Source organism: Alteribacillus sp. HJP-4, assembly GCF_042139015.1.
GTDB lineage: Bacteria > Bacillota > Bacilli > Bacillales > Marinococcaceae > JBHIKY01.
Map to the genome: position 1 here is coordinate 72,729 of NZ_JBHIKY010000015.1, position 18,003 is coordinate 90,731.

Consider the following 18,003-nt stretch of genomic DNA (forward strand, 5'->3'; position numbering starts at 1 on the left):
TAGAAAATTCAAACAAAACAAAAGTCAGAGAAATCGCTTTCTTTTTACTTATAAAATTAAAGCTGGCAGGTTTTAAGAACTGGCGCTTTTTACCTCAACGTATCTTTCCAGCTTTCGTTTGACTCTTTGCAGGGCATTATCAATTGATTTTACATGGCGGTTTAATTCACCGGACATTTCTTGATAAGACCTTCCATCTAAGTAGAGCATCAGCACCTTTTGTTCAAGGTCGCTTAAAATTTCCTCCATCTTATCTTCAATGTCATCAAACTCTTCCTGATTAATCAACAGTTCTTCCGGATTACTGACTTTTGAACCGCACAGTACATCCAGGAGGGTGCGTTCAGACTCTTCGTCATACATTGGCTTGTCCAGAGAAACATAAGAATTTAAAGGCATGTGCTTTTGTCTGGTCGCGGTCTTGATCGCAGTAATAATCTGTCTCGTGATGCACAGTTCGGCAAATGCCCGAAAAGAGGAAAGCTTGTCCTCCTTGTAATCGCGAATTGCTTTATACAATCCGATCATACCTTCCTGTACAATATCTTCATGATCGCCGCCGATAAGAAAGTAGGATCTTGCTTTTGCACGGACAAAGTTTTTGTACTTTTTAATGAGAAATTCTAATGCCGCGTTATCTCCGGAACGTACATGTTCAACTAGTACTTCGTCTTCTGATTTGTCAACGTGCTGGTGTTGCGTGTCTTTGAGGTCTAATCCCAATACAATCCCTCCGCCCTGATGATTGTATAAATATAACAATAGTATATAGCACCACTTCCGCAAGCGTCAACAGCTCAGCGGCCACCTCGACGCCATTTGTCAAAAATTTCAGCAATTTCTTCAGAAAGCGGAAAATTCGACGTTTTTTCTATGCTGTTTTGCTCCCTTACTCTCTTCGAAATGCTTTTTTCGACAAGCTCCATTTCTACCCGCAGCTCTCTCGCGGATTTTCGAAGCGCTCCGCTGCCAAAGGCTGCTGATTGTTCTGCATAATCTGAAGTAGCAACATGTACACGCGTTTCGATATTTTTTAATTCTCCGACGAGTTTCTCGATCCGTTCATCAGCTGTTTCATTTTCTTTTGTATATATAACATCAAGGAGATAATCGTTGTATTGGCGGCCGGTGCCTGACACCATATGAGCATCAAAAATAACTTTGACCTCCCAGCCTTTAAAGGCCTGGTATTCAGCCATACTATTAATAAGCCGGTCTCTTGCTTCCGCAAGGTTTTTCTCGCGCAGAGTTTTTAATTCGGGCCAGTCTCCGATGATGTTATACCCGTCCACAAGCAAAATATCCTTCATCTACTCGCTGCCTGCAGGACTGCGCTTTCGGTTGACTTCATACATTAAGAGTGCAGCAGCAACAGAGGCATTTAAAGAGGTTACATGCCCTGCCATCGGTATCTGCAGCAGGAAGTCACACTTTTCTTTGACAAGCCGTCCCATTCCTTTCCCTTCGCTGCCTATCACCAGACCGATCGGCGTATCAGAAGGAATCGTCCGGAAATCGGCAGTCCCTGAAGCATCGGTGCCGGCGAGCCATAATCCCCGGTCCTTCAGCTGTTCCATCGTCCGTGCCAGATTAGTCACTCGTGCGACAGGAACATATTCTATCGCCCCTGCTGATGCTTTGGCAACCGCCTGCGTCAGACCGGCCGCTCTGCGCTTCGGAATGATTACACCGTGGGCTCCTGCTGCGTCCGCTGTCCGTAAAATAGAGCCAAGATTATGAGGATCAGCTACTTCGTCGAGTAAAATAAAAAAAGGCTCTTCCTGTTTTGCTGCTGCCTTTTGAAAGATATCATCAATCTCAGCGTATCGGTAAGCGGCTATGGCCGCCACAACTCCCTGATGACGGTTATTGCCGGAAAGCTCATCAAGCTTTTTTCGGGGAGCCTGCTGGACAAGCACTCCCTTTTCCTTCGCCAGCTGCTGAACCTGCTTCATCTGTCCTTTTCCAGCGCCTTCTGCCACCCAAATTTTATTAATGGAGTGGTCTGAACGAAGTGCTTCAAGAACAGGGTTTTTGCCTGATATCCATTCTTCGCTCATTCTTGCTCACTCCTTTCCTTATTTTCAATCTGCGCAAATGAAAAAGCAATAATTTCTTCGATCCGCTCGTTCCGCCCGAGAAAATATAAATATCCCAGCAGCGCTTCAAATGCTGTGCTGTAGCGATATGTGCCTGGATCCGTGTTTTTGGGCACACTTCCAGATTTCGCATTACGCCCCCGCTTTGCAACGGCTGTTTCATCTTCGTATAAAAAATTCTCGTTAAATAGAGCATGCATTACTCTGGACTGGGCCGCTGCAGACACATAGGATGTGGCACTGCGGTGCAGCAGGTTGGGGCGGACCCGCCCCGATGCGATTAAATGGCCGCGGACATAGAGGTCATAGACGGTATCGCCCATGTAAGCTAATGCGAGAGCATTTAACTGGCGTGCATCCACCTGTTTATGTTCAGTGTTCATATTTTCTGCTCCCGTTTCCAGCGTGTACCCTGAGGCGTATCCTCGAGAATAATCCCCTGTTCTTTTAAAGTATCTCTGATTTCATCCGCCCGTGCAAAATTCTTATCTTTACGGGCTTTAATCCGCTCCGCTATTAATTGTTCAATGTCCTCATCCAAGATTTCTTCGACCGGTTCCACAGGAATATCCATTAAGCTGCCGATATCGCGGATAACCTCCAGCATAGCTTCCAGTACCTCTTTTGATGTCTGCTGTTCCTGCAGATACATATTTGCATCTTTGACAAGATCAAACAGAGTACTGATGCCGTTTGCTGTATTAAAGTCATCATCCATCGCCTGTATAAATTGTTGTTTTCGATTTTTCGCCTGCTCAAGCCAGAATTTTTTTTCACCAAAATCAGCACTCATTTTTAGCCGGTGCTTGAGGTTCGCTGCCGTGGTCTGAATTCGTTCGAGACTATTTTGTGCGCTTGTCAGAAGCTCTGCACTGAAGTTCAAAGGACTGCGATAATGAGACTGCAGCATAAAAAATCGAACGACCTCCGGACGGTACTGCTTGATAATATCCTGTACGAGCACAAAATTTCCGAGCGATTTCGACATTTTTTCGTTGTCAATCTGAATATAACCATTATGCATCCAGTACTTTGCCATTTGTTTTTGATTCAACGCTTCGGATTGAGCCACTTCATTCTCGTGATGAGGAAATGCCAGGTCCTGTCCGCCGGCATGAATATCAATCGTTTCTCCGAGGTATTTCTTTACCATAGCTGAGCATTCGATATGCCAGCCGGGACGGCCGGCTCCCCACGGACTCTCCCAGGAAATCTCGTCTTCCTTTGCTGCTTTCCACAGGGCGAAGTCGAGCGGGTCCTTTTTCTTTTCCCCGATTTCTATTCGTGCTCCCATCTGCAGATCTTCGATGGATTGAGATGACAGCTTGCCATATCCAGAAAAGGATCTCGTCTGAAAATACACATCCCCGTCCGCTTCGTAGGCAAAACCTTTTTCAATGAGCGCTTTTATGAAAGCAATAATATCGGGCATTGTTTCTGTTACGCGCGGATGCAGATCTGCTTTTTTTACGCCAAGAGCAGATGTATCCTCGTGATAGGCCGCAATAAAGCGCTCAGCCAGGACTGGAACCTTTTCCTTCAGTTCTTTCGCCGCTTTTATAATTTTGTCATCCACGTCGGTAAAATTGGTTACAAATTCTACTTCGTAGCCACGGTATTCTAGATATTTTCGTACCATGTCAAATACAACTGCCGGCCTGGCATTTCCGATATGAATGTAATTATAGACCGTCGGCCCACAGACATACATCTTGACCTTCCCTTTCTCCAGAGGGACGAAGGCTTCCTTTTTACGGCTCATTGTATTGTAAAGCGTAATCGCCATTACGTATCTTTCCCTTCGTGAACAGGTTTATCAGCCTGGTGGGCATGAAGTTCTTTTTTCAGTTTTTCTATTTCCGTTTCCATTTCTTTAAATTTATCGGCAACAGGGTCAGGAAGCAGGTGGTGGTCAAGATCGCCTCGTTCTACCTTTACTCCTTCTCTGACAACTACCTTTGCAGGAATACCGACAACTGTCGAATCAGGTGGAACTTCCTTTAACACGACAGAGCCTGCCCCTACTCTCGAGTACTCTCCAATCCGCATGGAGCCGAGAATTTTAGCCCCTGTAGCTATCAGGACATTATCTTCAATGGTTGGATGACGTTTTCCCTTTTCTTTTCCTGTACCGCCAAGAGTCACCCCTTGATAAATGGTGACGTTGTTCCCAATTTCGCATGTTTCCCCGATGACCACTCCCATGCCGTGGTCGATAAATAACCGCTGGCCGATTACCGCTCCGGGGTGAATCTCGATGCCTGTGATAAAGCGGCTGAATTGAGAAAGCAGGCGGGCCAGGAAGTACAATTTCTTTTTCCACAGCCAATGGGCGACCCGGTGCCCCCAGATAGCGTGAACACCTGAATAGGTAAGTACGACTTCAAGACGGCTTCTTGCGGCCGGATCCTGATCAAATACAACATCAATATCACTTTTGAATGTCTTCCACATGCCTTTTCTCTCCTCTCCATGTAAGAAAAGCACAAATGCCTGGAAATGAATGTAAATAAAGAAAACGCCCCTGTGCTTGTAGCACAGAGACGCTTTCGGCGCGGTTCCACTCTGTTTAAAAGGAGAGCGGCCCAGCGCTTTCCTTTTCCCTTATCAGATAACGGTATTTCTACCGCTTCCGCCTACTCGTATTCAGCGGAAGGCTCAGGGATGCATCTTCAAAACGTGCTTTCGGGGGCCGCTTTCAGCTGCGGTCGGCCCTCTCTGTACAGGAAGCGATCGTTTTTACTTTTTCCCGTCGGCGCTCTTCATCTTATATTTATACTTGAACTGCTTGTTTTAGACGTGTCTGAACAACTTCTTTTCCTAAAAGCGCTATCGCGTGGGGCAGCTCCGGACCGTGAGTCTGGCCAGTTACAGCGACTCGGATCGGCATAAACAGCTTTTTCCCTTTATGGCCGGTTGCTTTTTGTACTGCTTTCACTGCAGCCTTTATCTCAGTCGGCTCAAAAGTATCCAGATCACTGAGTTCTTTTGAAAATTGAGCCAGAACCTCTGGCACCTGCTCTTCGGACAGTACCTTATTTGCTTCTTCATTATACGATATCTCTGTCTTAAAGAACAACTCTGTAAGCTCAACGATTTCTGCCGCATAATGCATTTGCTCCTGATAGAGCTCTACAAGTTTTCTGGTGAATTCACGGTCTTCGTCGGTTACTTCGGCTGAAATCCGGCCGGCTTTTTGTAAATGAGGCAGCGCGAGCTCCGTTAATCGGTCCGGGTCTGCTTGCTTCACATACTGGTTATTCATCCAGGCTAGTTTATCTGTATCAAATACAGCCGGCGCTCTCGATACCCGCTCGAGACTGAACTGTTCTTCGATCTCCTCTAAGGAAAAAATTTCTTCTTCGCCGACAGGAGACCATCCGAGTAAAGCAAGGAAGTTCACGAGTGCCTCTGGTAAATAACCAAGCTCTTTATACTGCTCCACAAACTGCATGATAGACTCATCCCGCTTGCTCATCTTCTGCCGGTCTTCATTCAGGATGAGAGAGGCGTGGGCGAAGGTTGGTTTTTCCCATCCGAATGCCTCAAATACGAGGGCCTGTCTTGGTGCGTTAGAAAGATGCTCTTCCCCGCGGATTACATGCGTGATTTTCATTAAATGGTCGTCCACGACGACCGCAAAGTTATAGGTGGGGATTCTATCTTTTCTCGCGATAACAAAATCGCCGATTCCTTCGGTTTCAAAGGTTACATTTCCGCGGACATCATCTTCAATGACAACGCTCCGTTTTTCTGGCACGCGGAAACGCACCACTGGCTTAATACCCTGATCTTCAAAGGCCTTCCGCTGCTCTTCTGTTAAATCACGGTCACGGCCGCTGTATTTAGGCGCCTCACCCCGCGCAAGCTGATCCGCCCGTTCTTTTTCCAGTTCTTCCTCCGTCATATAATCATAGTAGGCCTTGCCTTCATCGAGCAGCTGCTGAAGGTACTTTTCATATATGTCCAATCGCTCCATACATCGGTAAGGCTCATAAGGACCACCCACATCGACACTCTCGTCCCAGTCGATTCCAAGCCATTTCATACTGTTCATCAGTTTCTCTGTAGCTGTTTCAACGTTTCTCGCCTGGTCGGTATCCTCTATGCGGATAATAAATTTTCCATTCTGACTTCTCGCGAATAAATAATTAAAAAGAGCGGAGCGTGCACCTCCAATATGAAGATGGCCCGTCGGACTCGGAGCAAACCGTACTCTTACTTCTTGGCTCATATATTACACCTTCCATTTCGAAATTATTTTAGTAAACAATAATGTGCTTTTTAGACAAGCAGCACGACGGCATGAGCAGCAATTCCCTCTTCTCTGCCGACAAAGCCCAGTTTCTCGGTTGTTGTCGCTTTAACATTAATTTGCGACATTTCATTTGCCTCTAATAGAGTAGCAATCCTTTCACGCATTGCTTCAATATGCGGTGCCATTTTTGGACGTTCAGCAAGGATCGTGCAGTCAGCGTTCCCAATCTGATAACCGTGTTTTTTCACAAGCTGAAATACGTGTCCCAGCAGTTTTGCCGAATCGGCATCTTTATATTCCGGATCTGTGTCGGGAAAATGCGCCCCGATGTCCTGCTCCCCCATCGCTCCTAATAAAGCATCCGCGAGCGCATGTAAAAGAACATCTGCATCAGAATGTCCGAGCAGCCCTTTCTCGTAAGGAATTTCTACTCCGCCAATAATAAGGGGGCGGTCCTTCGCCAGTTGATGTACATCAAAGCCGTGACCTATTCTCATGAGCGCTCAGTCTCCTTTCCGCTGTGTCAAAATAGCTTTTGCGACCATCATATCTTCAGGGGTTGTCAGCTTGATATTATCATAGCTTCCTTCTACAATATGTACCTTAAATCCAAGCCTTTCAACCAGACTTGTATCGTCGGTTCCAGAAAAATTATCCGCCGCCGCTTTATTATAGGCCTGCATGACAATTTTGAATTGAAAAGCCTGCGGAGTCTGGACGCCCCACAGCTGAGAGCGCTGCATCGTTTCTGTGACTACACCGTTTTCTACTTTCTTTACCGTGTCCTTCATTTTTGTACCGAGCACTGCGGCTCCCATTTCAGCAGCCTCCCGCACTAACGAGTGAATGCTGTCAGCCTGCACAAAAGGACGGGCGCCGTCATGTACAAGCACAAGCAGCTCTTTATTATCATCAAGAATTTTCAGGCCTTCATATACACTATCCTGACGCTCCCGGCCTCCTGCAATGACATCTGTCACCTTCGTAATGTTCCATTCGTCGAACAAGCTGCTCATATCTTCTTTTTCGGAAGGATTCACTACCACGATAATACGTTCACACCAGGGATCCTTCTCAAACACAGAAACGGTGTGAATAATAAGTGGGGAATTCTCCAGCATCAAAAATTGTTTATTGTGACCGGCCTTCATCCGCTTTCCCTGCCCGGCTGCCGGTATTATTACTGTATATTTCATCTTACCTCTCCAATATATATCTAAATGCACCTGCAACTACTTCATAATACACTTCCTTCCTCCATTTAAGCAATAACATGGTGGAGAAGCAATACCAATGAAAAATCCCCTGCCAGCAATACAACAGGGGAGTAAACATGTATTTAAAGTGCTTTTTCCATCAGCTTGGGCTTCGCGAAAATCATCCGGCCTGCGCTGGTCTGCAGAACACTCGTCACTACCACTTCGATGGTTTTGCCAATATAATCACGGCCGCCTTCGACCACGATCATCGTTCCATCATCCAGATAGGCAATGCCCTGATTTTGTTCTTTCCCATCTTTAATCACCTGAACATGCATTTCTTCTCCAGGAAGCACTACCGGCTTCACAGCGTTGGCAAGATCATTAATATTTAAAACCTCTACTCCTTGAAGGTCACACACTTTATTCAAATTAAAATCGTTTGTCACAACCATACCGTTGCGTACTTTAGCCAGCTTCACAAGCTTACTGTCCACTTCTTGAATCTCTTCAAAGTCCCCTTCGTATATTTCAACCTCCACTGCCAATTCTTTTTGAACTTTGTTTAAAATATCAAGCCCGCGCCGGCCGCGGTTTCGTTTGAGAACATCCGAGGAATCTGCTATATGCTGAAGCTCCTCGAGTACAAACTCGGGTATGACCATAGTTCCTTCAATAAATCCTGTCTGGCAGATGTCTGCGATTCTTCCGTCAATAATGACACTCGTATCGAGAATCTTATCCTTTGACTGAGACCCAGTCTCTCCATCCTCCCGTTTCTTATCCTTTGCTGCGGCACGGCTCGCAGGAAATAAGCTCATAAGCTCATCTCGTTTTTTAAAACCTACCTGAAACCCGAAATATCCGAGAAAAAAGGTAATAAATGTTATAAAAATTGGCAAAACGGAGCTTATCACTGGAATAGCTACTGAATTAAGCGGGATACCAATGAGAAAGGCAACGACTAAACCAAATACAAGACCGAGTGTCCCAAAAAGTACATCTGTGACCGGTGCTCTGACGATGGCTTCTTCAATCAGCTTCATTCCATTGACGATATAATCTGCAAACCAGAACGTTGCCAGGAACAATAATACAGCACCAATTAAGCCACCGGCGTAAGGGTTGGTCAACCAGGCTGGAATTCCAGTAAGATTAAATAATGCTATAAGTTCGGGTATAAATATAAATCCCAGCGTTGCTCCGGCAAGTATAAAAAATAATTGAACAATTCGCTTTAACACGTGTACAGCACCTCCTTTCACCATTATAGACAAATACCTGTAATTAAAACCTACGAAACTTAAATTCTCCTATTATCAGCAGGTTTTATATAATAAAATAGTTCACTTTAAATGTAGCAAATATTTCCGAAAATGTCTCTATTTTAAATAATTTTTTATTATATCGTGAATAAATTGTAACGGTCAACTTCGACTTAAATATGGCGGTCGATAAATAGCTGTTCCTGAATGCGGTGGAGCCCTTCTTTTATTTGTTTAGCCCTTGCCCTGCCCACACCTTCGATCTTATCTAATTCTTCGATGGTAGCGACCATTATGTCGTTTAAAGTAGCATAGCCCTCCACCAGATTTTCGATCACCCCGGCTGGCAGGCGTGGGATTTTATGAAGTATCCGGTAGCCCCTGGGCTTAAGAGCCTGCTCCTGCGGCTTGGTCCGGTGGGAATAGCCAAGCATTTTCATAATAACGCCTTCATCCATCAATTCTTCATTAGTAAGTCTTTTCAATTGTTCGAGAATGCCGCCGGGGTTCATATCGGTTCTTTTCATGTAGTCCTTTGTCAGGTAAAACGCTTCTTTTTCTGTATTAGATACAAGTTCGTCGAGCTGCATGGTTATTAACCGTCCTTCGCTCCCAAGCTCCATGACATAATTAAGAATTTCTTCTTTAATCCGCATGACCAGCTCCACCCTGTGCATCACCTGCACAACATCCTGAAACGTGACCAGCTCTTCGAATTCGAGTGCTCCAAGGTTCGTAATGCTCTGGTCGAGCACTGATTTATATTTTTCCAGCGTCTGAATGGCCTGATTTGCTTTTGTTAAAATCATTCCCATATCCCGGAGCGAATAGCGATGCTTGCCTTTATAAAGAGTAATGACACGACGCCGCTGCGAAATCGATATGACAAGATTGCCTGTTTGGCGGGCCACCCTTTCTGCTGTGCGGTGCCGGATCCCCGTTTCTTTCGATGGAATAGCATTATCAGGAATAAGCTGGGTGTTGGCATGCAGTATTTTCTTTGCATCCTTTGTTAAAATAATGGCTCCATCCATTTTAGCAAGTTCATAAAGATTAGCCGGGGAAAAATCGCAATTTATATGAAAGCCGCCGTCGACGATTTCTCTGACTTCTTCCGTATGGCCAAGAACGATTAATCCGCCTGTATTGGCCCGCAGGACATTATCGAGCCCCTCTCTTAATAAAGTGCCGGGAGCAACGAAACGCAGAACTTCTCTGATAAAAAAATGGCGGTCCTGCTCAGTTTTTTTCATGCCATGTTCCTCCTCCACCGCTGAATATCATGCTCGTATTTACCAGGAAGCTCCCTGTCCTGTTAAGGTGATGTCTAAAGATTCTTCAAGCGTTCCCACGCCGACCACTTCAATATTATCGGGGAACGTCCAGCCCCCGATATTTTTAGAAGGAATGACAGCCCTCTTAAATCCGAGCTTTGCTGCTTCGGCAACTCTTTCTTCGATGCGGGACACACGACGGATCTCCCCGGTAAGGCCGACCTCGCCGATGACTACATCCGTTGGGCTGGTAGCCTGGTTTCGAAAGCTTGAAGCTACACAAATAGCGATAGCTAGATCTACTGCCGGTTCATCCAGCTTCACGCCGCCCGCCACATTTATATAGGCATCCTGATTTTGAAGAAGCATACCAAGCCTTTTTTCAAGTACAGCCATTAATAAAGCAATTCGGTTCTGGTCGACTCCTGTGGCTGTCCGGCGCGGGTATGCATAGCTTGACGGAGCGATCAGCGCCTGCAGTTCTACAAGGACCGGGCGCGTCCCTTCCATCGATGCCACCACGACAGAACCGGATGTTCCTTCTGAGCGGTCCCCAAGAAAAATTTCTGATGGATTGGTTACTTCCGCAAGTCCCATCTCTTTCATTTCAAAAATCCCGATCTCATTCGTAGATCCGAACCGGTTTTTCACGGCTCGTAAAATCCGGTAAGTATGGTGCCGTTCCCCTTCAAAATAAAGGACGGAGTCAACCATATGCTCCAACAGCTTCGGACCGGCAATTGATCCCTGCTTCGTCACATGTCCGACTATAAAGACAGCAATACCGCGGCTTTTTGCAACCTTCATAAATGTAGAAGTTGATTCTCTGACCTGTGCTACACTTCCGGGTGCAGAGGTGATATCAGAGTGATGAACGGTCTGAATGGAATCTATCACCACAAGCGAAGGTTTTATCTCATCAATCGCCCGCTCAATCTGATCCATATCTGTTTCTGCGTAGACATATAAATGATCCGCATTTGCACCAAGGCGGTCCGACCGGAGCTTTGTCTGCTGAATCGATTCTTCCCCGGATATATACAAAATGCGGTGATTTTGTTTGGCGAGCACCGCTGACATTTGTAAAAGGAGAGTTGATTTACCGATGCCCGGGTCACCTCCGACGAGCACCAGGGAACCAGGAACGATGCCGCCGCCGAGGACACGGTTCAGCTCTTTTATCTCGGTTAGTACACGCGGCTCTTTTTCTCCGGCTACCTTTGTAATTGACTGCGGCTTTGAAGAAACCGAGAGGGTGCGCCTTACTCCGCTTTTCTGCTTCGCAGCATCCAGCTCTTCTACCATTGTATTCCAGCTGTTACAGCCCGGACAGCGGCCCATCCACTTGCTCGTTTCATAGCCGCAGTCCTGACATACAAACTTCGTTTTCGTCTTTGCCATCTCTCGCTCTCCCTCCCGGAAAAGTAATGGAGGTAACTAAAGTGTACCGCTTAATTATGATGAAACTATGAACAACCTATGAAATATTTTTCTGATTAACCGGGTAGTAAAACGACTGCCTCCGGCGAAATTGCCAGCTGGCAGTCGAGTGAATTAGATATTTATTTTGTTAAGCCTTCTTTAGCCCCGGATTTCGTTTCTACCGTAAATTCGCCGTCTTTTACATCAATGACAGCTGAATCACCTTTTTGTATACCGCCGCGGAGCAGCTCTTCGGAAAGACGGTCCTCCACGTGCTTTTGCAAAGCGCGGCGGAGCGGACGTGCACCATATTCCGGATCATAGCCCTCATCGGCAATTTTCTCTTCAGCAGCTTCACTAAGCTTGAAATCAATGCCTTGTTCTTTAAGCCTTTTTTTGAGCTGATCCGCCATGAGTACAACAATCTTCTTAATGTGTTTCTTCTCCAAACTGTGAAAGACAATAATTTCATCGAGCCTGTTAAGAAATTCAGGACGGAAGGTATTTTTTAATTCTCCCATCACTTTGTCTCTCATATCATTAAACTGTTCGCCTTCAGAGTGTGTCGTGAAGCCGACAAATTTATTGCGGCGCAGCGTGCTTGCCCCGACGTTCGATGTCATGATGATAGCTGTATTTCTAAAATCGACGCGCCGTCCTTTAGAATCAGTCAAGAATCCATCTTCAAGCACCTGCAGCAAGATATTAAATACTTCAGGATGTGCTTTTTCCACTTCATCAAGCAAAATTACAGAGTAAGGCTTACGGCGTACTTTTTCCGTCAGCTGGCCGCCTTCTTCATAGCCTACATACCCTGGTGGAGAGCCGACTAGTCTGCTTGTCGCGTGACGTTCCATATATTCGGACATATCGATGCGGATGACTGAATCCTCGTCTCCAAACAACGTCTCTGCTACTGCCCTGGCTAATTCGGTCTTCCCAACTCCGGTCGGTCCAAGGAATATAAAGGAGCCGATCGGCCGCTTTGGATCTTTTAAGCCGGCTCTTGCTCTGCGGACCGCCTTAGAAACTGCCTTTACTGCTTCTTCCTGGCCGATTAAGCGGCTGTGAAGAATCTCTTCCATCTTGAGAAGCCGCTCTGTCTCCTCTTCTGCAAGCTTGGAAACAGGGATACCAGTCCAGCTCGCGACGACCTGAGCAATATCTTCGGTTGTCACTTCTGTATTTTCCTGCCCCTGCTTTTCTTTCCAGTCATTTTTCATCGTATCTAATTCTTCACGAAGTCTCTGTTCACTGTCCCGCAGAGAAGCAGCTTTTTCGAATTCCTGGCTTTGTACAGCTGCATCTTTTTCTTTGCGGGTTTCTTCCAGCTTCTGTTCAAGCTCTTTTAAGTTCGGCGGCGCCGTATATGAACGCAGCCTTACCTTAGAAGCGGCCTCATCAATCAGGTCAATCGCTTTATCGGGAAGGAAACGGTCCGGGATATAGCGGTCGGAAAGCTTAACCGCTTCATCTATAGCATCATCGGTGATAGTTACGCGGTGATGAGCTTCATAACGGTCACGCAGCCCTGCAAGGATCTGAACGGATTCTTCGTTAGTCGGCTCATTCACTTGAATTGGCTGAAAACGCCGTTCAAGCGCTGCATCTTTTTCGATATATTTCCGGTATTCATCAAGTGTGGTAGCACCAATACATTGCAGCTCTCCACGTGCAAGTGAAGGCTTCAGGATATTGGAAGCATCGATGGCGCCCTCTGCTCCCCCGGCACCAATAAGCGTGTGCAGTTCGTCGATGAATAGAACAACATTAGCTGCCTGCCGGATTTCTTCCATCACTTTTTTCAAACGGTCTTCAAATTCGCCGCGGTATTTCGTGCCGGCGACAACCGTCCCCATATCCAGGGTCATCACTCGCTTATTGCGAAGAATTTCCGGCACTTCATTTTCGATGATCGCCTGGGCGAGACCTTCTGCAATTGCAGTCTTACCAACGCCCGGCTCCCCGATTAACACCGGGTTATTTTTCGTCCGGCGGCTTAAAACTTGAATGACACGCTCAATCTCTTTACTGCGGCCGATCACCGGATCAAGGCCTTCCTCCTTCGCTACAGCTGTAAGATCTCTTGCCAGACTGTCGAGGGTAGGAGTATTGGCGTTGGAGGAGCCTGCCGCTGAAGCCTGCTGCGGGCTGCCTCCAGAGGATTCATTGCTGCCAAGCAGCTGCAGCACCTGCTGTCTTGCTTTGTTCAAGCTGACACCGAGATTATTCAGTACTCTTGCAGCGACACCTTCGCCTTCACGAATAAGTCCCAGCAGGATATGCTCTGTTCCCACGTATGAATGCCCAAGCTTCCGCGCTTCATCCATAGAAAGTTCAATTACCTTTTTGGCCCGTGGAGTGTAATGAATCGTTTTTGAGCCTTCCTGTCCTGTACCAATTAGTGATTCTACTTCTTTCTGTATTTGGTCTGATCCGAGGTTCAGTGCCTGCAGTGCCTTTGCTGCGATACCTTCACCTTCTCTGATCAACCCCAATAGAATGTGTTCTGTTCCGATATTGCTATGGCCAAGACGGATCGCTTCTTCCTGCGCCAAAGCAAGAACCTTCTGCGCCCGTTCTGTAAATCGTCCAAACATCATTGATCATCCACCTCCAAGATATAGGTACTACTTATTTTCTTCCAGTTGTATACGTTCACGGATAAGAGCTGCCCGCCTGACATCACGTTCCTCCGGTGAGAGTCCTTTTCCAGCATACTGTTGTAAAAACCCAGGCTGTGTTAAAATCATAAGTTCATTAAGGATATTACCCGATAAACCTTCGATCAAATCTAGATCGATACCAAGCCTTACATCTGAAAGGCGTTTTGCCGCCTCTTTTGATTCCATAATCCTGCTGTTTGAAAGGAGTCCATAAGACCGGTAGACTCTATCCATCATCTGCATTTTCGAGGAACGCAGCAGCGCTTCTCTGGCTGATCGTTCCTTTTGGATGAGCTGCATTACCACTCCCTGCAGATCCTCTACAATATCTTCCTCAGACTTACCAAGTGTCATCTGATTTGATACTTGAAAAAGATTTCCAAGTGCTTCACTTCCTTCTCCATAAATACCTCTTACGACGAAGCCAAGCTGGTTAATTGCAGGGAGAATTCTATTTAATTGCTTCGTCATGACCAGGGCAGGGAGATGCATCATAACAGAAGCTCTGAGGCCGGTACCGACATTTGTCGGACAACTTGTTAGATAACCACGCTTTTCATCAAAGGCATAAGTTACCTTTTCCTCCATCCAGTCGTCAATACTATTAGCAAGCACCAGCCCTTCCTGCAGCTGAAAACCTCTAAACAGACATTGAATTCTTAAATGATCCTCCTCATTAACCATAATGCTGACAGACTCATCCTCACTCAGCAGTACAGCCCCTTCTTTGGATTTCTCTGAAAGGTGCGGACTAATTAAATGCTTTTCCACCAGCACCCGTTTTTCATTGGAGGACAATTCATCCATTTTCAATATCTCAAGAGTGCCGGCAGATCGGCTGCCATCCGCTTGTATTTCTTTTTCTACATAGTGCAGTAAAGTACCTGCTGATTCTGCAGAAGCGATGATAGGAAAAGGATATTGATCAAAGTTTCTGGCAAAACGAATTCTTGAGCTAAGTACAATATCTCCTTCTGGGCCGGTTTCATTTTTCATCCAGGGACTTATGGCTTCGGAAATAAATCGTTGAAGTGACATCATTCATCCCCCTTTCCTTCATGCATATCCGTCTCGAGCGATCGAATATGGTCTCTGACCTCTGCAGCCTGTTCAAACTCTTCCTGTTCGATAAGCAGCCTAAGCTTCTCTCTTTGGTGTTCAATTTCTTTTTGTATTTTTATTTTCCCGCCGGTTCGCTTAGGCACCTTACCCGCGTGCCGATGATTCCCACTGTGGACCCGCTTAAAGATAGGATCGAGCTTTTTATCGAATGTCTGATAACATCCAGAACAGCCGAATCTTCCTTTTTTTGCAAATTGATCGTAGGATAAACCGCAATGTTCACACACTAAAGGCTTCACTTGGGCGGAACGGGCCGATGGTGATCCACTGCTGAGTGGCTGCTCGAAATTTAACAGACCAGAAAGCAGGTCATGGATAGAATAACTGTTAGACCCTGGTATATTTTCACCCTTATCTCTTGCGCACTCATCACATAAATGCATTTCCGCTTTCTGGCCATTTACGATTTTCGTGAAATGCAGAGAAGCCGGGCGCTCCTGACATTCCTGACAGAGCATATAGCCCCCTCCTTTCAATCTCGTTATTTTATGCGTAAGCTCTGCAGCATTGCTTTTAAAATATTGGCACGAATAACGTCCCTGTCTCCTGCATACTTTAACGACAAAATATTTCTATCTGTCGCTGCGAGCATTAATTTAGCCTCTCGTTTTGACACAATCTCTTCCTCATATATCCGCATAATAATACTTTCGGCTGTCAGCTGATCAATTCCTTCTCCAATTAAGTTTAATAATTGAGAAATCAATTCAGCATGGTCATCAAGCTTCACTCGAGTAATACGGATATACCCGCCACCACCGCGTTTACTCTCTACTAAGTAGCCTTTTTCTGTTGTAAACCGGGTGCTGATTACATAATTAATCTGAGAAGGCACGCATTCAAACTGCTTTGCCAATTCACTGCGTTTAATTTCTATCAAGTCTTTTTCACTTTTTGTTAAAATCTGCTTCAAATAACTCTCAATAATATCCGAAATATTTCTCAAGGCGGCGACCTCCTTTCGTCGCTATTCCCAGCATATATTTCTGTTCCCCTTTTGACCTTGACTATCTTTGACTATAATTAAAATATAATACAACCGTCTGCAAAATTCAAGCAGACGGCCTCTTCATTATTAACGCTATGCATTTTTTTATTCCCGCGAGTGCCGCATTTCAATCTCTAAAATTCCTTCCACGTATTGCAGTTCCTCGTGCAGTAGAGATCGGTCGGCTCCTTTTGGAAGAGAGACTTCAAAAGTATAGTTCACTCCCTCTTTCTCCCCGACTTTTTCCCGTGTTCCTTTAATTTTTTTTATCATTACATCATGTGTTTCAAATACAGTAACAAGCGCAGATAATGTCTTTATCTTTTTGTTCGTCTGTACAACAACTATCTGTTCTTTTGTTGAGGAAAAAAATCGATCAACATGATTAAGAAATAACAGGCTGAGCAGCACGAGAAGCGTTGTAAAGCTTGCAGCAAAATACATTCCGGCTCCAGCTGCCAGCCCAATCGCGGCTACCACCCAAATAGATGCAGCGGTTGTAAGCCCCCGAATTGAAGCACCCTGTACAATAATGGTGCCTGCTCCAAGAAAACCGACCCCGCTGATAACATAAGAGGCGAGACGGGAAGGGTCATACGCTGAAATATCCGCGTTTTCTTCGAGGTACGGCTGAAATCCAAATAAAGCCATCAACATCGCAAGACATGCTCCTGTTCCTACTAACAGATGTGTCCGGAATCCTGCAGGGTGACGCTTGTATTCTCTTTCCATTCCAATTAACCCCGCCAGGAAAGCAGCAATTAAAATGCGTATGAAAATTATATAAGAGTCGTCGGTTATAAAAGCATCCATATGGCGCCCCCTTCATATGAGTGTATGGATACGATTCTTTCTTATTCCAATTATAATATGTTTATTAGAATCGTTCATTTTTGTTTTCGAGATTATTTTACTTTCCCTTTTTGGTGGATCTTCAATCGAACGTTTGATTGAAAGACCGCTTTAGGATCGGATATCCCATTCTTGTCGTGGTTATCCCGCCCAGGGGAGTCGTTTCCCGCTTTGGGACAGCTTTTCACTCTTTACATGACGTGTTTCCTCTTTTGTTGAAGGCGTTTCCCGCTTTGAGCTGTCACTTTCCACCGCACCTCTCTCGTTTCCCGTCCCGGGGTGGGGTTTCCCCCGGATGACACATTTATCCCTTTCTTTTCCATGGTTTCCCCCTTTCCGAGCGCATATCACCTGTTCGGTGTGCTTATCCAAGCTTGGCGCGGCTTTTCACTTCTTACAGAGAGCATTTCCACCGGTGCCGAGAGCGTTTCCCGCTTTGCGATGGCTCTATCCCCCGCGCCATGCTCCTTTCCCGCCCCGGGGCTGGTTTTCCCCCGGATGACACATTTATCCCTTTCTTTTCCGTGGTTTCCCCCTTCCCGAGCGCATATCACCTGTTCGGTGTGCTTATCCACGCTTGGCGCGGCTTTTCACTTCTTTCATGGCGCGTTTCCCCTGATGGCGAGAATGTATCCCGCGTTGCGCTGACTCTTTCCCCCGGACCACAAGCTTATCCCTTTCTCTTTGAAGGTATCCCCCTTTTCGAAGTCAACGCAGAAGGCAGCCCATACAAAAAAGCCGCCGGAACTCGAAGTTCTGGCGGCTTTTTCTATCGTGCCCGGCAGCGTCCTACTTTCACAAAGGGTTGCCCCTTCATTATCATCAGCGCTGAAGAGCTTAACTTCCGTGTTCGGCATG

18 protein-coding genes, 1 rRNA gene and 1 other annotated feature are annotated in these 18,003 nt (G+C 46.0%); all 19 genes read right to left on the reverse strand.

The window, feature by feature from the left end; all coding sequences use genetic code 11:
- Window positions 1–72: 72 nt before the first annotated feature.
- Window positions 73–723 (reverse strand): RNA polymerase sporulation sigma factor SigH, encoded by a 651-nt coding sequence (gene sigH / locus ACE4RR_RS14375; protein ID WP_375536119.1) that lies wholly within the window; start codon window positions 721–723, stop codon window positions 73–75.
- A gap of 74 nt (window positions 724–797) precedes the next feature.
- Complete coding sequence (locus tag ACE4RR_RS14380) at window positions 798–1,310, reverse strand: NYN domain-containing protein (RefSeq protein ID WP_375536120.1); 513 nt, start codon at window positions 1,308–1,310, stop codon at window positions 798–800.
- Complete coding sequence (gene rlmB / locus ACE4RR_RS14385; RefSeq protein WP_375536121.1) at window positions 1,311–2,060, reverse strand: 23S rRNA (guanosine(2251)-2'-O)-methyltransferase RlmB; 750 nt, start codon at window positions 2,058–2,060, stop codon at window positions 1,311–1,313. It lies immediately after the preceding gene.
- Window positions 2,057–2,482: a Mini-ribonuclease 3 gene (locus tag ACE4RR_RS14390; RefSeq protein ID WP_375536122.1), complete on the reverse strand. Its 426-nt coding sequence runs from the start codon at window positions 2,480–2,482 to the stop codon at window positions 2,057–2,059. Before ACE4RR_RS14390 ends, rlmB begins: the two co-directional genes overlap by 4 nt.
- A complete protein-coding gene (gene cysS / locus ACE4RR_RS14395; RefSeq protein ID WP_375536123.1) occupies window positions 2,479–3,885 on the reverse strand; it encodes a cysteine--tRNA ligase in 1,407 nt (468 codons plus the stop codon). Before cysS ends, ACE4RR_RS14390 begins: the two co-directional genes overlap by 4 nt.
- Window positions 3,885–4,553 carry a serine O-acetyltransferase gene (gene cysE / locus ACE4RR_RS14400; RefSeq protein WP_375536124.1) on the reverse strand — a complete coding sequence of 223 codons (669 nt, stop codon included), beginning with the start codon at window positions 4,551–4,553 and terminating at the stop codon, window positions 3,885–3,887. Before cysE ends, cysS begins: the two co-directional genes overlap by 1 nt.
- An 82-nt stretch (window positions 4,554–4,635) precedes the next feature.
- Window positions 4,636–4,864, reverse strand: a binding site (T-box leader).
- 8 nt (window positions 4,865–4,872) lie between these two features.
- Window positions 4,873–6,333: a glutamate--tRNA ligase gene (gene gltX / locus ACE4RR_RS14405; protein ID WP_375536125.1), complete on the reverse strand. Its 1,461-nt coding sequence runs from the start codon at window positions 6,331–6,333 to the stop codon at window positions 4,873–4,875.
- A 50-nt stretch (window positions 6,334–6,383) separates the two neighbouring features.
- Entirely contained in the window at window positions 6,384–6,854 is a 471-nt protein-coding gene (ispF, locus tag ACE4RR_RS14410) for a 2-C-methyl-D-erythritol 2,4-cyclodiphosphate synthase (RefSeq protein ID WP_375536126.1), read from the reverse strand.
- A gap of 6 nt (window positions 6,855–6,860) precedes the next feature.
- Entirely contained in the window at window positions 6,861–7,553 is a 693-nt protein-coding gene (ispD, locus tag ACE4RR_RS14415) for a 2-C-methyl-D-erythritol 4-phosphate cytidylyltransferase (protein WP_375536127.1), read from the reverse strand.
- Window positions 7,554–7,696: 143 nt separating this feature from the next.
- Window positions 7,697–8,800 carry a PIN/TRAM domain-containing protein gene (locus ACE4RR_RS14420; RefSeq protein WP_375536128.1) on the reverse strand — a complete coding sequence of 368 codons (1,104 nt, stop codon included), beginning with the start codon at window positions 8,798–8,800 and terminating at the stop codon, window positions 7,697–7,699.
- Window positions 8,801–8,994: 194 nt separating this feature from the next.
- Window positions 8,995–10,074 carry a DNA integrity scanning diadenylate cyclase DisA gene (disA, locus tag ACE4RR_RS14425; protein ID WP_375536129.1) on the reverse strand — a complete coding sequence of 360 codons (1,080 nt, stop codon included), beginning with the start codon at window positions 10,072–10,074 and terminating at the stop codon, window positions 8,995–8,997.
- A gap of 39 nt (window positions 10,075–10,113) precedes the next feature.
- Window positions 10,114–11,496 (reverse strand): DNA repair protein RadA, encoded by a 1,383-nt coding sequence (gene radA, locus ACE4RR_RS14430; RefSeq protein WP_375536130.1) that lies wholly within the window; start codon window positions 11,494–11,496, stop codon window positions 10,114–10,116.
- A gap of 161 nt (window positions 11,497–11,657) precedes the next feature.
- Window positions 11,658–14,120, reverse strand: coding sequence for an ATP-dependent protease ATP-binding subunit ClpC (clpC, locus tag ACE4RR_RS14435; RefSeq protein WP_375536131.1), 2,463 nt, complete (start codon window positions 14,118–14,120; stop codon window positions 11,658–11,660).
- 27 nt (window positions 14,121–14,147) lie between these two features.
- On the reverse strand, window positions 14,148–15,221 hold the full coding sequence (gene mcsB, locus ACE4RR_RS14440) for a protein-arginine kinase McsB (protein WP_375536132.1): 1,074 nt from the start codon (window positions 15,219–15,221) through the stop codon (window positions 14,148–14,150).
- Entirely contained in the window at window positions 15,221–15,763 is a 543-nt protein-coding gene (gene mcsA / locus ACE4RR_RS14445; protein WP_375536133.1) for a protein-arginine kinase activator protein McsA, read from the reverse strand. Before mcsA ends, mcsB begins: the two co-directional genes overlap by 1 nt.
- A gap of 23 nt (window positions 15,764–15,786) precedes the next feature.
- Complete coding sequence (locus ACE4RR_RS14450; protein ID WP_375536134.1) at window positions 15,787–16,251, reverse strand: CtsR family transcriptional regulator; 465 nt, start codon at window positions 16,249–16,251, stop codon at window positions 15,787–15,789.
- A 147-nt stretch (window positions 16,252–16,398) separates the two neighbouring features.
- Window positions 16,399–17,106 (reverse strand): MgtC/SapB family protein, encoded by a 708-nt coding sequence (locus tag ACE4RR_RS14455; protein WP_375536135.1) that lies wholly within the window; start codon window positions 17,104–17,106, stop codon window positions 16,399–16,401.
- Window positions 17,107–17,336: 230 nt separating this feature from the next.
- Window positions 17,337–17,468, reverse strand: a complete 132-nt coding sequence (locus ACE4RR_RS14460) for a hypothetical protein (protein ID WP_375536136.1) — start codon at window positions 17,466–17,468, stop codon at window positions 17,337–17,339.
- A 453-nt stretch (window positions 17,469–17,921) separates the two neighbouring features.
- Window positions 17,922–18,003, reverse strand: a 5S ribosomal RNA gene (gene rrf / locus ACE4RR_RS21545); the annotation flags it as partial.

Excerpts from the sequence above, each read along its gene's own strand:
- ACE4RR_RS14380 (WP_375536120.1), bottom strand. The coding sequence starts at position 1,310 with ATGAAGGATATTTTGCTTGTGGACGGGTATAACATCATCGGAGACTGG.
- rlmB (WP_375536121.1), bottom strand. The coding sequence starts at position 2,060 with ATGAGCGAAGAATGGATATCAGGCAAAAACCCTGTTCTTGAAGCACTT.
- ACE4RR_RS14390 (WP_375536122.1), bottom strand. The coding sequence starts at position 2,482 with ATGAACACTGAACATAAACAGGTGGATGCACGCCAGTTAAATGCTCTC.
- cysS (WP_375536123.1), bottom strand. The coding sequence starts at position 3,885 with ATGGCGATTACGCTTTACAATACAATGAGCCGTAAAAAGGAAGCCTTC.
- cysE (WP_375536124.1), bottom strand. The coding sequence starts at position 4,553 with ATGTGGAAGACATTCAAAAGTGATATTGATGTTGTATTTGATCAGGAT.
- gltX (WP_375536125.1), bottom strand. The coding sequence starts at position 6,333 with ATGAGCCAAGAAGTAAGAGTACGGTTTGCTCCGAGTCCGACGGGCCAT.
- ispF (WP_375536126.1), bottom strand. The coding sequence starts at position 6,854 with ATGAGAATAGGTCACGGCTTTGATGTACATCAACTGGCGAAGGACCGC.
- ispD (WP_375536127.1), bottom strand. The coding sequence starts at position 7,553 with ATGAAATATACAGTAATAATACCGGCAGCCGGGCAGGGAAAGCGGATG.
- disA (WP_375536129.1), bottom strand. The coding sequence starts at position 10,074 with ATGAAAAAAACTGAGCAGGACCGCCATTTTTTTATCAGAGAAGTTCTG.
- radA (WP_375536130.1), bottom strand. The coding sequence starts at position 11,496 with ATGGCAAAGACGAAAACGAAGTTTGTATGTCAGGACTGCGGCTATGAA.
- clpC (WP_375536131.1), bottom strand. The coding sequence starts at position 14,120 with ATGATGTTTGGACGATTTACAGAACGGGCGCAGAAGGTTCTTGCTTTG.
- mcsB (WP_375536132.1), bottom strand. The coding sequence starts at position 15,221 with ATGTCACTTCAACGATTTATTTCCGAAGCCATAAGTCCCTGGATGAAA.
- mcsA (WP_375536133.1), bottom strand. The coding sequence starts at position 15,763 with ATGCTCTGTCAGGAATGTCAGGAGCGCCCGGCTTCTCTGCATTTCACG.
- ACE4RR_RS14455 (WP_375536135.1), bottom strand. The coding sequence starts at position 17,106 with ATGGATGCTTTTATAACCGACGACTCTTATATAATTTTCATACGCATT.
- ACE4RR_RS14460 (WP_375536136.1), bottom strand. The coding sequence starts at position 17,468 with ATGGAAAAGAAAGGGATAAATGTGTCATCCGGGGGAAACCCCACCCCG.